At 69.5% G+C, this 14476-nt stretch carries 11 protein-coding genes; 7 read left to right on the top strand and 4 right to left on the bottom strand.

Annotated features, from left to right (window positions below; genetic code table 11):
- The first annotated feature begins 360 nt into the window (after positions 1 to 360).
- Together IE325_RS34355 and ptsP are read left to right on the top strand one after the other, a co-directional pair.
- Positions 361 to 810, top strand: coding sequence for a PTS sugar transporter subunit IIA (locus IE325_RS34355; RefSeq protein ID WP_190074029.1), 450 nt, complete (start codon positions 361 to 363; stop codon positions 808 to 810).
- Positions 811 to 894: 84 nt separating this feature from the next.
- Complete coding sequence (ptsP, locus tag IE325_RS34350; protein WP_190074028.1) at positions 895 to 2565, top strand: phosphoenolpyruvate--protein phosphotransferase; 1671 nt, start codon at positions 895 to 897, stop codon at positions 2563 to 2565.
- Positions 2566 to 2636: 71 nt separating this feature from the next.
- Here the strand turns inward: ptsP and IE325_RS34345 are convergent, their stop codons facing one another.
- Complete coding sequence (locus IE325_RS34345) at positions 2637 to 3530, bottom strand: DUF8829 domain-containing protein (protein ID WP_190074027.1); 894 nt, start codon at positions 3528 to 3530, stop codon at positions 2637 to 2639.
- Positions 3531 to 3709: 179 nt separating this feature from the next.
- Positions 3710 to 5677 carry an acetoacetate--CoA ligase gene (locus IE325_RS34340; RefSeq protein WP_190074026.1) on the bottom strand — a complete coding sequence of 656 codons (1968 nt, stop codon included), beginning with the start codon at positions 5675 to 5677 and terminating at the stop codon, positions 3710 to 3712.
- A 212-nt stretch (positions 5678 to 5889) separates the two neighbouring features.
- Between IE325_RS34340 and IE325_RS34335 the strand changes: the two genes are divergently transcribed.
- Positions 5890 to 8256 carry a glycoside hydrolase family 31 protein gene (locus IE325_RS34335; RefSeq protein WP_190074025.1) on the top strand — a complete coding sequence of 789 codons (2367 nt, stop codon included), beginning with the start codon at positions 5890 to 5892 and terminating at the stop codon, positions 8254 to 8256.
- A gap of 2 nt (positions 8257 to 8258) precedes the next feature.
- Here IE325_RS34335 and IE325_RS34330 read toward each other — a convergent pair whose 3' ends face one another.
- The gene (locus IE325_RS34330) at positions 8259 to 8795 is read right to left on the bottom strand and encodes an NUDIX domain-containing protein (RefSeq protein ID WP_190074024.1); all 537 of its coding nucleotides are present in this window, start codon (positions 8793 to 8795) and stop codon (positions 8259 to 8261) included.
- Positions 8796 to 8845: 50 nt separating this feature from the next.
- Positions 8846 to 9652, bottom strand: coding sequence for a M15 family metallopeptidase (locus IE325_RS34325; RefSeq protein ID WP_190074023.1), 807 nt, complete (start codon positions 9650 to 9652; stop codon positions 8846 to 8848).
- A gap of 153 nt (positions 9653 to 9805) precedes the next feature.
- Here IE325_RS34325 and IE325_RS34320 point away from each other — a divergent pair, with 153 nt between their 5' ends.
- From IE325_RS34320 to IE325_RS34305, 4 genes are all read left to right on the top strand, one after another.
- Positions 9806 to 10231 carry a Zn-ribbon domain-containing OB-fold protein gene (locus IE325_RS34320; protein ID WP_190074039.1) on the top strand — a complete coding sequence of 142 codons (426 nt, stop codon included), beginning with the start codon at positions 9806 to 9808 and terminating at the stop codon, positions 10229 to 10231.
- Positions 10228 to 11418: a lipid-transfer protein gene (locus tag IE325_RS34315; RefSeq protein ID WP_190074022.1), complete on the top strand. Its 1191-nt coding sequence runs from the start codon at positions 10228 to 10230 to the stop codon at positions 11416 to 11418. Before IE325_RS34320 ends, IE325_RS34315 begins: the two co-directional genes overlap by 4 nt.
- A gap of 196 nt (positions 11419 to 11614) precedes the next feature.
- Positions 11615 to 13267 (top strand): GGDEF domain-containing protein, encoded by a 1653-nt coding sequence (locus IE325_RS34310; RefSeq protein ID WP_190074021.1) that lies wholly within the window; start codon positions 11615 to 11617, stop codon positions 13265 to 13267.
- A 482-nt stretch (positions 13268 to 13749) separates the two neighbouring features.
- Positions 13750 to 14475 carry an MIP/aquaporin family protein gene (locus tag IE325_RS34305; RefSeq protein ID WP_190074020.1) on the top strand — a complete coding sequence of 242 codons (726 nt, stop codon included), beginning with the start codon at positions 13750 to 13752 and terminating at the stop codon, positions 14473 to 14475.
- Position 14476 lies beyond the last annotated feature (1 nt).

The raw sequence follows: 14476 nt of genomic DNA, 5'->3' as shown, positions 1-14476 counted from the left end.
CACCCTTCCGGGCTTTCCTCCGGGCAGTTTCCCTTCGGTCTTGCGTTTCCGACTCTATCAGTGTTTTTCCGGCCCTCTGACCACCATCCTGCGGGCATGCAGAAGGTGACCCCGAGATAGGATCTGACAAGTTGGGTGCTGCTGGGCAAGGACGCCTAGCTGCGTCACTCAGTCCCAAGCAGGAGTACGACTGTACACGCGGCCGCAGAGCGGGTGCAAATCGGTTTACGCTATGGTCTAGACCACCTTGGAGTGCTCGCGCGGAACCTGCACTTCATGTGACATACCCTGCTGAACAGTGCGCCGTCCTGCACAGGCAGCGACGGCCCATAACGATCTCCACCCCTGGGAGGTTTTCCCATGACCACCGTGACGTCCCCCCTTGCAGGACGCGCCGTCGGACTTGCGTCTGTTCCGGATCCCGTCTTCTCCGGGGCCATGGTCGGCCCGGGTACCGCGATCGACCCCGTGCGTGAGCCCTCCGAGGCGGTGTCGCCCGTGGACGGGGTCATCGTCTCTCTGCATCCGCACGCTTTTGTAGTTGTCGACGAGCAAGGTCATGGGGTGCTCACCCACCTCGGTATCGACACCGTGCAGCTCAACGGCGAGGGTTTCGAACTGCTCGTGAACAAGGGCGACACCGTGACTCGCGGCCAGAGCATCGTGCGCTGGGACCCCGCTGCCGTCGAAGCTGCCGGCAAGTCGCCGGTATGCCCGATCGTCGCTCTCGAGGCCACGGCCGAGGCTCTCTCCGATCTGCGTGACAACGGCGATGTGAAGGCCGGCGACAGTCTCTTCACCTGGAAGTGACGTCAGTGCCGTCCTATAGGACGGCAAGTAGGGACGACAACCACCGCGGCGGCGGGACCCGCCGCACTATCGGAGACGGGTGAGATGGAGACAACGCTGCGAGGCGTCGGCGTGAGCCACGGTGTGGCGATCGGCGAGGTTCGGCACATGGGAACGGCGGTCCTCGAACCGCCTGCCAAGCAGATTCCGGCCGAGGACGCGGAGCGTGAACAGGGGCGCGCCCGCAAGGCGGTGGAGGCTGTGGCAGCCGATCTGATGGCGCGCGGCAATCTGGCGGGGGGCGAAGCCCAGGCGGTGCTTGAAGCGCAGGCCCTGATGGCCCAGGACCCCGAGCTGATGTCGGACGTGGACCGTCGTATCGCCGTGGGCAGCACGGCCGAGCGGGCCGTGTACGACGCCTTCGCCGCGTACCGCGAGCTGCTGGCCGGCGCCGGTGAGTACCTCGCCGGTCGTGTGGCCGACCTCGACGACGTGCGGAATCGTATCGTCGCCCGGCTGCTCGGGGTTCCGATGCCCGGTGTCCCGGACAGCGACGAGCCCTATGTGCTGGTGGCTCGTGACCTCGCTCCGGCCGACACGGCGCTCCTGGATCCTGCGCTCGTTCTCGGCTTCGTCACCGAGGAAGGTGGGCCGACCAGTCACAGCGCGATTCTGGCGAGGGCGCTCGGTGTGCCGGCCGTGGTCGCGCTACCGGGTGCGGGTGAGCTGGCCGAAGGTACGGTCATCGCGGTCGACGGCAGTACCGGTGACATCTTCGTGAACCCCAGCGAGGAGAAGAAGGCCGCGCTTGAGGCCGCTGCCGCCGAGCGCAAGGCCGCGCTCGCGGCATCGACGGGGCCGGGTGCCACCGCCGACGGCCACAAGGTGCCGCTGCTGGCCAATGTCGGCGGGCCGTCGGACGTCCCGGCCGCTGTAGAGGCTGGCGCTGAGGGTGTGGGTCTGTTCCGGACCGAGTTCCTCTTCCTCGACGACAGCAAGAAGGCGCCGTCGGAGGAGAAGCAGGTCGAGGCCTATCGGCAGGTTCTGGAAGCCTTCCCCGAGGGTCGTGTCGTGGTACGTGTCCTGGACGCGGGGGCGGACAAGCCGCTGGACTTCCTGACGCCTGCCGATGAGCCCAACCCGGCGCTGGGTGTGCGCGGTCTGCGGACGCTGCTGGATCACCCCGAGGTTCTGCGGACCCAGCTGACGGCCCTCGCGAAGGCGGCGGAGGGGCTGCCCGTCTACCTCGAGGTCATGGCTCCCATGGTCGCGGACCGTAGCGACGCCAAGGCGTTCGCGGACGCGTGCCGTGAAGCGGGGTTGCAGGCGAAGTTCGGTGCGATGGTGGAGATTCCGTCCGCCGCGCTGCGGGCACGCTCGATCCTTCAAGAGGTCGAGTTCCTGTCTCTGGGCACCAATGACCTCGCGCAGTACACCTTCGCCGCGGACCGTCAGGTGGGTGCGGTGTCCCGGCTGCAGGATCCTTGGCAGCCCGCGCTCCTCGACCTGGTCGCGCTGTCCGCGGAGTCGGCGAAGGCCGAGGGCAAGAGCTGTGGTGTCTGTGGTGAGGCCGCGTCCGACCCGCTGCTGGCCTGTGTGCTAACCGGTCTGGGTGTCACCTCCCTGTCGATGGGTTCGGCTTCGATTCCTTATGTCCGGGCGACGCTGGCGAAGTACACGCTGGCGCAGTGCGAGCGCGCTGCGGCGGCCGCTCGGGCGGCGGACAGTGCCGAGGAAGCGCGCAATGCTGCTCAGGCGGTGCTCTCCGGCGAGTAGTCGGAGGCCGGCGGCCTGATGCCTGGTCTTTGCGGGGCGCTCCACCTGCGGGTGGAGCGCCCCGTCTGCTTTCAGTGCTGGTGGCGGCGTGGTGTCTGGTCAGCGCCGAGGTCCGGTGGGACGCAGTAGTCGACTCCTGACTCCGGGGAGATGAGGTCTCCGGATTCGATGTCGGTGCAGTAGGCGTCGAAGACCTCGCCTGCGGTGAGGGGTTCGAGATCGTCCCCGCGCAGGCGCCATCCGTAGATCCGGTCGGAGGTTCCGGGTGCGCTGGTCCGCATCACGAGTCCGCCGGGGCTCTGGGTGGCGAGGCCGAGGGCGAGGACTGTGGTGAACTCCAGGACTTCGGCCTCGTCGAGGTGTGTGGCGCCCTCCGCGTCCTCGTCGGCGTGCAGGACCGAGGCAAGGGATTCCGGGGTTCCGGTGACGCTGCAGACAAGGTGTCGGGAGCCCGGCTGCGCCGTCTCGAGGATGCGCATGAGGAGGCTGGAGGCATGTGTGTATGCCGCGCGGCCGATGTCCTCGCCGCAGGTGGGGCAGGCGCCGAGGCGTGCCAGGAGGGTGGCGGCGTACTCCCAGGTGGCCTGGCGGACTGCTTCGTCGACCAGGGCCGGGACGAGCTCTGCCAGTGGCCGGCCGTCGTAGGGAAGGGTGGGGCCGGTGGTGCCCAGTTCGGCTGTGAAGCGTGTGCGGCTGGACGGGACGTCGGGGTCGAGGCCTGTTTCCGCGCAGAATTGCGCGTACTCCAGCGGGTCGAAGAGGGCGACCGTCGTATGACTGCCCTGGGAGGCGCGGGTCCTGAGGAGGGCCTCCACCTGTTCCAGGTAGATCTTGTGGTCGTCGAAGGTGAAGCTGCGGTAGCGCCGCATGGCCCGGAAGTCGTGCTCGTCGGTGAGCAGGCCGATCGTGCCGGCGATCTCGCGGCGCAGGACGCGTCGCATCGTCTGGTGGTCTGTGTGCGCCATGTTTCCCCCTTGTGCACAGTCGATCAATGCTCACTCACAGTAACGGGCGGCACTGACAACGGCGTCGGGGTGAGCCGGCCACGGATCCCGGCGGCCCGTATTCGTGCAGGTCGGGCGAGGTTTCCATGGCGATCGGCCTCGGACTTCGCCGTGGGTCGGTAGTCCGAGGCCGGGTGGGGTCAGGCGCGCTTGCGGGCGAGTTCCTCGTAGAAGTGGAGGAGGTCGAGGTTGTCGATGGAACCGGGGTTGACGGCCTTTTCCAGCGGTGTGCCCTGCAGCAGCCGTTTGACCGGGACCTCGATGCGTTTGCCCGTGAGGGTGTGCGGGACGCCGGGGACCTCGATGATCTCGTCGGGGACGTGACGTGGTGAGAGTTGTTCACGGATGGTGGCCTTGATGCGGCTCAGGAGTGCCTCGTCGAGGGTGGCTCCCGGGGCCAGGTGTACGAAGAGGGGCATCCAGTAGCCGCCGTCAGGCAGTTCGATGCCGATGACGAGGGATTCCTTGATCTCGGGGAGACGTTCCACGGCTTCGTAGATGTCCGCGGACCCCATGCGTACGCCCTGACGGTTGAGGGTCGAGTCGGAGCGGCCGTGGATGATGACGGAGCCGCGTGAGGTCACGGTGATCCAGTCGCCGTGGCGCCATACGCCGGGGTAGGTGTCGAAGTAGCTGTCGTGGTAGCGGCTGCCGTCTGGGTCGTTCCAGAAGTAGATCGGCATGGACGGCATGGGGTTGGTCACGACGAGCTCGCCCACCTCGTCGATGACGGGCTTGCCGCTCGGGTCCCAGGACTGGAGATCCGTGCCGAGACCGGGGGCCTGGAGCTCACCGATGTGGACGGGCAGGGTGGGCACGGCTCCCGCGAAGCAGGAGCACACGTCCGTGCCGCCGCTGACGGAGGCGATCCAGAGGTCGTCGCGGACCTCGTCGTGCAGCCAGCGGAACCCGTCGGGCGGTAGGGGTGATCCGGTGGTGGCGACGCAGCGCACCTTTGTGAGGTCGTAGTCGCGCGCGGGGTGCACGTCGGCCTTGCGGCAGGCCATGACGTAGGCGGCCGAGGTGCCGTAGAGGGTGGCTTCCGTGCGTTCGGCGACGCGCCACTGCGCGCCGGTGTCGGGATAGCCCGGGCTGCCGTCGTAGAGGACGATCGTGGTGCCGGTGAGGAGGCCGGAGACGAGGAAGTTCCACATCATCCAGCCGGTCGACGTGTACCAGAAGAAGCGGTCTTCCGGCCCGAGGTCGCAGTGCAGGCCGAGTTGTTTGAGGTGTTCGACGAGGATGCCGCCCTGGGACTGGACGATGGCCTTGGGGAGGCCCGTCGTGCCGGAGGAGTAGAGCACCCAGAGGGGGTGGTCGAAGGGCACCTGCTCGAAGACCGGTTCCTCGTCGCCGGCTGTCAGGGCCGACCACTCCAAGGCTCCCTCGGGGGCCTCGGTGCCGAGGACCGGGATGTGCACCACGGCGCGCAGGGTCGGTAGTTCGCGGCGCAGTTCGGCTACGACGTCACGGCGGTCGTGCTGCTTGCCGCCGTAGCGGTAGCCGTCGACGGTGAACAGCACGACCGGTTCGACCTGCTGGAAGCGGTCCAGGACGCTGCGTGCGCCGAAATCGGGGGCGCAGGAGGTCCAGACTCCGCCGACTGCGGCCGTGGCGAGAAGGGCGACGACAGCCTGCGGGATGTTCGGGAGGTAGCCGCTGACTCGGTCTCCGGGGCGTACGCCGAGGGCGCGCAGCTCGGCGGCGAGCGAGCCGACCTGGCGGCGTAGCTCCGCCCAGGTGACGGGGCGGGGCTCGTGGGATTCGTCGACGTGCAGGAGTGCGGGTTCGTCCGCGCGGGTAGCGGCAGCGCGAAGGGCGTGCTCCGCGTAGTTCAGTGTCGCGCCGGGGAACCACTGGGCGCCGGGCATCGCACGGTCGCCCAGTACGCGCGCGTAGGGGGTGGTGAAGCGTACGTCGAACCACTCCGTGAGGGCTTTCCAGAAGGTGTCGAGTTCGTCGACCGACCAGCGGTGCAGGGCCGGGTAACCGCCGTCCGCGGGGGCACCATGGTTTTCGGCGGCCCAGGCCTGGAACTTGGTGACCTGGGCTCGGGCGATGCGCTGCGGATCTGGCTGCCAGAGCGGCTGCGGGTTCGCGATCGACATGGGGCGGCTCCCGGACTGTGCGCGTGGTGTGCGTCTTCCGCGCACGGCTGGGGTGTGCGCGCGACGCGGATGACACGGACGATGCCATGTGATCGACTTCTGCACCAGGGTGCCCCGCACATAGTCCGTGTCGTGAAGATGTGGTCCCAGCACGGGTGAACGGCAGTTGAACGACACGCATGTGTGGGGCGGTCAATGGCAGGCTGAGCAGCATGGACGGTCGTGACCTGGTGCGTTCGATGAAGGTGGTCGGTTCTGTGGGGGCGGCCCAGAGGTTGCGTACCGTACGAGCGGCGTGGCGCAGGAGGCGTGCGGATGCCGCCGGGTTGCCGCCCCGGGGCGCGGAGCGTGCCCGTGTGCCCGGTCCGGTGCAGGAGGTGCGGCCCGGTCCGGGTGGTGGTGTCATCCGCTTCAGCCGGTCCGAGCTGCGTGTTTCCGTCACGGTGAACGGGGCTGTCTTCTGGGGGTGGGACGGAGCCGCTCCGGAGCCGTCGTACGCGCTTGCCGGCCGCTGTCCGGAACCGGATCCCCGGGCGGTGCTGGAGCCCGACAAGGACGGCGGCTGGCGGGTCGTGGCCGAGCGGGTGACGGTCGTGATCTCGCGGCACGGCGCCGTGGAGGTGCAGACGCCCGGTGGGGTGACACTGCGCCGCGATCTTCCGCCTCGCTGGTGGGAGCCTGTCGCGGGTGGGTCGGCCAGGTGGATGCAGAGGTCGGAGGTCGCCGCTGACGCGCGGTTCTTCGGGCTCGGGGGGAGGGCGTCGGGTCCGCGGCTGCGGGACGGAACGTACCGGCTGTGGAACACCGACCCGGGGCATCCGTTCGGTCCGGGCGACGGCCCTCTGTACATCACCATGCCGGTGCAGTTGGTGGTGGCCGACGCGGCCACGCACCTGGTGTTCCACGACACCTCGTGGGACGGAACCGTGTCGCTCCGGGAGGGCGAGGAAGGCGCCGGTTCAGGTCATGACCGGGCCGGGACCAGCGAGCTGCGGATGGATGGTGGTCCGCTGCGCTGCTGGGTGATGGTGGGCACCCCCGCGCGCGTGCTGCTCGTCTGGGCCTCCCTGACGGGTGCGCCCGCGCTGCCGCCGGCGTGGGCACTGGGCCACCATCACGCGCGGTGGGGATTCGGCAGTGAGCAGGAGGTGCGGCGGATCGTTTCGGGTTACCAGGAGCGGGACCTGCCGCTGGACGCGGTCCATCTGGACATCGATCACTTTGACGAGCACCAGGTGTTCACGGTCGACCAGGAGGGCTTCCCCAAACTGCCGCAACTCGCGGAGGACTTGCGGCGGGACGGGATCCGCCTGGTGTCGATCGTCGATCCGGCGATCAAGGCCGCGCCGGGCAACGCCGTGTACGACAGCGGGACGGCCGAGGACGCGTTCGTGCGGGACGCCTCGGGGGAGCTCGTGCGGGGCGTGGTGTGGCCCGGGGAGGCGGCCTTCCCCGACTTCACGCACGCGCGTGTGCGTGCGTGGTGGGGCGCGCTCTACGAGGAGCGCCTGGCGCAGGGATTCTCCGGTTTCTGGCACGACATGAACGAGCCGACGTCCTTCGCGGCCTTCGGGGAGTCGACGCTGCCGCGTTCGGCCAGGCACTCCCTGGAAGGCCGGGGCGGGGACCACAGGGAAGCGCACAACGTCTACGGCCTGTGCATGGCCCGGGCGGGCTACGAGGGCCTGCGCGAACTGGCCTCCGATGAGCGGCCCTTCGTGTTCTCGCGCTCCGGCTGGGCCGGCATGCAGCGCTACGGGGGGACCTGGTCCGGGGACGTGGCCACGGGCTGGCCCGGGTTGCGGGCATCGCTGTCGCTGGTCATGGGGCTCGGGCTGTGCGGAGTGCCGTACTCGGGGCCGGACGTGGGCGGCTTCGACGGGAGCCCGTCGCCCGAGCTGTATCTGCGGTGGTTCCAATTGGCGGCGTATCTGCCGCTGTTCCGTACGCACGCGAGTCTGCGGGCCGGGCGCAGGGAGCCGTGGGAGTTCGGCCCTGAGGCCTTGGAGCACGCGCGCGTGGCGCTTCTGGAGCGTCGGAGGCTGCTGCCGTACTTCATGACGCTGGCGCATCTTGCTCGTCGTACGGGGGCGCCCTATGTGCGTCCGCTGTGGTGGTCGGCGCCGGAGGACCGCGCGCTGCGCGATTGTGAGGATGCGTTTCTGCTGGGCGACTGTCTGCTGGTGGCGCCGGTGTTGGATCCGGGCGTGGACCACCGTGCGGTGCAGCTGCCGCGCGGGCGTTGGTACGACACGGCGACGGAACGGGCGTATGAAGGGCCGGGGCAGGTTCTGCTCGACGCGCCCCTGTCGCGGATCCCGGTGCTGGTGCGTGCGGGTGCCGTCGTCCCCGTGCGTGGGGACGACGGCGGGCTGGAGCTGGAGGTGTGGGCGCCCGCCCAGGGGCGTACCGGGGGCGGGCTGGTCGTGCCGGACATGGGGGACGGCTGGGACGAACCGGAGATCGAGCGCTACGTCACCCGCTGGGAAGGCAACAGGGTGGCCGTCGAGCTGGAGCATGACGACGGCATGGTCCCATCGCCGCGTCCGGTGCGTGTGCGCGGGCTCGGCGCGCGCTGAGTTCAGACGTAACGGCCCTCGAAGAAGGCGCGTACGGCCAGGGTGTGCAGTGGGAAGGCGAGCTCCTCCGGCCTGCGCAGGAGGTGCCAGCCCTCGGTCTCGTCCGTGGCGGCCGACCTCGGCATGCGGTCGGCGGGACGCTCCGGGAGCAGGCCGAACAGCAGCAGGTGCCCATCGGGTGAGCTCATCGCGTCGGCGAGGCGTACGTCGCGGCCGGCCGCGTCGATGCCGGTCTCTTCCTTGAGTTCGCGGACGACGGCCTGCCGCCAGTCCTCCCGGTCGTCCATGTAGCCGCCGGGCAGGGCTATGCCCCCGCGCGCGGGGGCGATGGTTCGGGTGATGACGACCAGGGCGGTGCCCTGCGTGTCGTACACGGGCTGGAGTGCGATGGCCACGGGCAGCGGGTTGCGGTAGGCCACGGCGCCGCACACCGGGCAGGTGCGCGGCCAGCCGGAGACGCCCTCTCCGTAGGGCGCGCCGCAGCTCGAACAGTGGGAGCCCGCTGCGGAGTTGGGAACGGAGTATTGAGTTTCGGACACGCGGCGGACTGTATCCGATCAGCGGAAGGGCGTCTTCCGGGGGCCGGTCATCAGTGCTTCGTGAGGGATTTCGAGGACACGGGGAAGTCGAAGTAGGTGTCCGGATAGGGCTCCGACTTGTATGTGTAGTGCCACCATTCCTCGGCGAGGTTCACGAAGCCGAGGGCTTCCAGAGTGCTCTTGAGCAGCAGCCGGTTGGCGCGCTGTTCGCCCTGGATGCGCGGGTCGAGGGTGTGCGACAAGGTGTCGAAGCAGTCGAAGCCCGTGCCCATGTCGAGGGAGTTGTCGGGGTAGCGCTCGTCCTGGGGCGCGTAGCAGGGCACCAGAGGCTCGCCCGGTACGTAGGGCCTGGTGGGTTTCGCCGGCAGCCTGACGATGGTCAGGTCCATGGTCGAGCCACGGCTGTGGCCGGATTTCTCAGCGATGTAGCCGTCCAGGAACAGCCGGGTCTTGTCGACGTTCGGGTAGAACTCGTCTTTCATGGCCTGGTCGTCGAGGTCCTTGGCCCAGCGCACGAAGTGGTCGACGGCGCGCTGCGGTCGGTAGCAGTCGTACACCTTGAGCGAGTAACCATGGCGCAGCAGCTGTCTTTGGGCCTTGTGGAGGGCTTCGGCGGCGGGTCGGGTGAGGATGCACAAGGGCTGTCGGTAGCCGTCGATGCGCTCGCCCACGAAGTTGTGCGGGGTGAAGTACCGCATCTCCTGGATGATCGTGGGGTCCACGGTTCTCAGCGCCACGAAGTCTTTCGGCGCCTTGGGGTCGGTCTTCGCCTGGACGGTCGCGGGGGCGGCGGTCACGGCAAGTAGCGCGGCGAGCGTGGTCACCAGTCCCCGTACCGCGATCGAGAGTCGCGTCATGTTCCTGCGTCTATCAGGAGTTGGGGCTGTGGGGGAAGCGGGCGTACGGGGCTGGGGCGGGGCGCTCTGCCGCTTTCCGGTTCCCCGTGGCACACTTCTGACGTTCCGTCAGATCTGGTGCCGGGAGGGGTCATGCCGCGTACGCGCACGCCTGTGGTCGCCGGGTGGTTCGCCGGTGACGGGAAGGACTTCCGGCTCGTCGGCACCCGTTGCTCAGAGTGCACGTCGGTCTTCTTTCCGCGCGAGGACACTCACTGCCGCAACCCGGGCTGCACGGGCGGTGATCTGGAGGAAGTGGCCCTCTCGCGACGCGGACGCGTCTGGTCCTTCACGGACGGCCGATACCGACCTCCGTCACCCTATGTGACGAACCCGGAACTTCCGTGGGAGCCGTACACGTTGATCGCTGTGGAGCTGGCAGCCGAGCGCCTCGTGGTGCTGGGGCAGGCGGCTCCCGGGGTCACCGTCGCCGATCTGACGGTGGGCCAGGAGGTGGAGGTCGTGCCCGGCGTGCTCCATGAGGACGCGGAGACGATCTGGACGACCTGGCAGTGGCGGCCGACGGGGGTGACGGCATGACGGAAGACGTGGCAGTGCTCGGCGCGGGCATGCATCCATGGGGCAAGTGGGGGCACAGCTTCGTCGAGTACGGCGCGGTGGCGGCCCGCGCGGCACTCGCCGACGCCGGGCTGGAGTGGCGGGACATCGGCTCGATCGTCGGCGCGGACACCGTGCGGGGCGGCTATCCGGGCTATGTGGCCGGGGCGACGTTCGCGAAGGCGCTCGGCTGGCAGGGTGCCCGCGTCACGAGCGTGTACGCGGCGTGCGCGTCCGGGGCGCAGGCCGTCAACACCGCGCGGGCGCAGATACTTTCGGGTCTCGCAGACGTGGTGCTCGTGGTGGGTGCCGATGCGGCTCCCAAGGGCTTCTTCCGACCGGCGGGTGGCGACCGGCCCGACGATCCGGACTGGCTGCGCTTCCGGGTTCTCGGTGCGACGAATCCGACCTACTTCGGACTGTACGCGCGTCGGCGGATGGCCGTACATGGGGATACGCCCGAGGACTTCGCGCAGGTCAAGGTGAAGAACTCCGCTCTGGGCGCGCTCAATCCCCATGCGCGCTACCGCAAGGCGGTCACCGCCGAGGAGGTCGCCGCCTCCGCGGTGGTCGCCGACCCCCTGCGGCTGCTGGACATCTGCGCGACGTCGGACGGCGGGGCGGCGCTCGTGCTGTCCTGCATGGAGTTCGCGCGTCGGCACGGGGCAGTGAATCCGGTGCGGATCCGTGCCGTTTCGACCGTGACGCCGCGCTACCCGAACACCGTTCTGGACCTCCCCGACATCGCGACGGACTCGGCGGTGGCGGTGCCTCCGGCGGCGGAGACGTTCCGGGAGTCGATCGCGCACGCGGCCTACGAGGAGGCCGGTCTCGGACCCGAGGACCTCTCGTTCGCGGAGGTCTACGACCTGTCCACGGCGCTGGAGTTGCAGTGGTACGAGGATCTCGGGCTGTGCGGCCGGGGAGAGGCCGTGAAGCTGCTGCGGGAGGGCGTGACGGGGCCCGGTGGACGCATACCCGTGAACGCGAGTGGAGGCCTGGCCTCCTTCGGCGAGGCGGTCCCGGCCCAGGCGATCGCCCAGGTATGCGAACTCACCTGGCAGTTGAGGGGCGATGCGGGTGATCGTCAGGTCGCCGGGGCTCATGTCGGCATCGCCGCGAACCAGGGGTTGTTCGGGCACGGATCGGCGGTCGTCGCGGTGCGATGACGCGAGGGCCTCGCGACGCGCACGCATGTGCTGACGCGCACGCGTGTGCTGTCGTACGTCGTGCCGCGACCGCCGATCGGCCACGATCGGCCCGGGCCGATCAGCATTTATTTACGCTGCGTGAGCAAGCCGGAATCCTGCGTGAACGTCTTATGAACTGGGCTTGGGCGGGTTCCAGCAGCGCCATCATTCTCCCGTGCAGTCCTGGACGGATACTCTCCGCTTCGCCTTCCAACCGGTGGTCAATCTGACGACCGGAGGGGTCGCGGGGCTGGAGATACTGGCCCGCCCGGAGACCGGCGACGTCCTGGCCGAGGCGCGCCGCAATCCCGAACTCGACGGCCAACTCATCGTGTTGGCATTCCGTGCGGCGGCTCGCAAGGAGACACTGCTCCCCCTGTACGTCAACGTGTTCGCCGGTACCCTCGCCGACCTCGGAGGGCTCACCCCGCTGCACGACGCCGTGCGCGCGGCGGGGCGGCTGCCGTGGGAGGTGACGATCGACATCGGTCCGCCGTACACGCACGTGCCTCAGCAGGCGCTGCTGGAGGCGGTCGGCGCACTGCGGGACCAGGGATTCCGGATCAGCGCGGACGGAGTCGGCGACGGGGACGCACCCCTGAGGCTGCTCACGGACATGGCGCCGGAGCTGGTGAAGCTGGACGCGTCCCTGCTGGCGCGACCGGCGGCGATCGGCGCGATGCGCACGCTGTGCGAGCAGTTGGGAGCGCTCCTGTGCGTCGAGGGCGTGGAGACGGAGCTGCAGTGCGCGGCGGCGCGGTCGGCGGGTGCGCAGCTGGCCCAGGGCGAGCTGTTCGCTCCGCCCGCCCGGCTGCCGGCGGCGGACGTATACGTTCCGCCGCGCACGCCCGGACTGGCGGTGACGCCTAGATCGGGGCCCTCGGTGCGGGAGTTCGTCCGCCCGGCCGCGCTGCTGCCCGCGACCGCGTCGGCAGGGCAGGTGCGGGCGCTGCTGACCGGATCGCCGGACGTGTCCGGGGTGCTGCTGGTGGACGTGCACGGCGTGCCGGTGCGGTCGGTGCACCGTTCCCGCTTCCTGCTGTCGATGTCCGGCCGCTATGGCCATGCCCTGTACGCCGACCGGCCCGCGGCCAAGCTCGGCGACCCGCCGCGCACGGTGGGCGTCGACGCCACCGCGTGGGAGGTGCTGGAAGTGGTCGCGGACGGCGGCCGCGACCGTACGTCGGACGATGTGGCCGTGGTCGACCGGTACGGCCGGTGCGTGGGCGTCGTTCGGCTCGCGGACCTGGTACGGGCGCTCGCCGAGACCCGGGTCGAGGAGGCCGCCGGGCTCAACCCGCTGACCCGGCTGCCCGGATCTGACGCGATCACGGGTGAAGTGGACCGGCGGATCGCGGACGGGCGGTCGTTCGCGCTGAGCTGGCTGGATGTGGACCATTTCAAGCAGGTCAACGACGGGGCCGGGTTCGCGGCGGGTGACGAGCTGATCCGGTCGGTGGGACGGGCACTTCAGCACGCGGCGTCGGACAGTACCCGTGTGGGGCACATCGGCGGGGACGACTTCCTGGTGCTGGCGGATCCCGAGGGGCTCAGTCCGTTGGCCACCTCCATGCTGGACGCGCCCTGGTCGGCGGGTGGGCGTGCTGTCACGCTCTCCTTGGCCACGGTCCTGTGCGAGCCGGGAACCGTCACCGACCACCGGCAGGCGGCCTCCTGGCTGGCGCCGCTGAAGAAGGCCGCCAAGTCACTGAGCGGGGCGAGCTGGGTGCTGGGCCGTGCGGGTCTGCCCGGGCACGAGATCCTCCGTGGCGTGGCGGCGGCCGCGGCGTCGGCCGGGTGCGCGGTGGCGGAGCCGGGCAGGGGGTGAGACGCTTTCTGCACGAGGTCGGCGGTGGCCGAAGGGTTCCGCAGGCCTCAGTACAGTCACGGCTTTTCGACCCCTGCCGGGTCCAGTGGGCACAGGTCCGCCTGCCGGCCTCAGCAGAGCCTCGGTGTCCCTTCCACTCCGGTGCGGGCGTGTCACGAGCGCGGGCGGCGTGGGTCCGTACCCCGTCGGCACTCCCCGAACCGTTGGCGTCAGCGACCTTGACGCCTTCTGGACGCCGGTGAACACTTCCCGGTGTCAGTCGACATCGCCGTACATTCTCGGCGTATCCACGCACTGCGCCGTGCGGTTCCGCCTGTACGAAGGCCCTTTCCCCCACTGGCGATTCGGCTGCGACGGCACGCTCGTCATGGACGCCGGGCGGGGCGCGGGACCCTCCCTGCCTTCGGCTGAAGTCGCCATGGGAAACGCACCCCGCACGGAGAACCGGGGCCGATCGTCCCGGCCAGGGCCTAGGAGCAGCCATGAGCAACGGAGACATCTTCCTCGGTGAGGTCATCGGTACCGCGATCCTGATCCTCTTCGGGGCCGGCGTGGTCGCCGCCGTCGTCCTGAACTACTCCAAGGCGAAGGACGCGGGCTGGGTCGTCATCGCCTTCGGCTGGGGATTCGGCGTGATGGCCGGCGCGTACACGGCGGCACCGCTGTCCGGCGGGCAGCTCAACCCGGCCGTGACGATCGGGATCGCCATCGACACCGGGAACTGGGACAAGGTCCACATCTACATCGCGGGTCAGATGGTCGGTGCGATCCTCGGAGCCGTGCTGTGCTGGCTGGTCTACTTCGCGCAGTTCCAGGCCAACGCCGACGACAAGATCGCCCAGCCGACCCTCGGGATCTTCTCCACCGCGCCCGCGATCCGCAATGTCGTCGCGAACCTCATCACCGAGATCATCGCGACCGTCGCGCTGGTGCTGCCGATCCTGGCATTCGGCCTGACCAAGGGGCTCGGTGTGTCGGGCACCGCGATTCTGATCGTGTCGTTCCTCGTGGTCGGCATCGGTCTGTCGCTCGGCGGCCCCACGGGATACGCCATCAACCCGGCACGTGACCTGGGACCGCGCATCGTCCACGCCCTGCTCCCGATTCCCAACAAGGGCACCTCGGACTGGAGTTACGCGTGGATCCCGGTGGCTGGACCGCTGATCGGCGGGGCACTGTCCGGGGTCATCTTCAACGCAGCGTTCTGAA

Source organism: Streptomyces lanatus, from assembly GCF_014655715.1.
GTDB lineage: Bacteria > Actinomycetota > Actinomycetes > Streptomycetales > Streptomycetaceae > Streptomyces > Streptomyces lanatus.
Note: the sequence above shows the minus strand (reverse complement) of the source record. Positions and strands in the feature narration are given on the sequence as shown.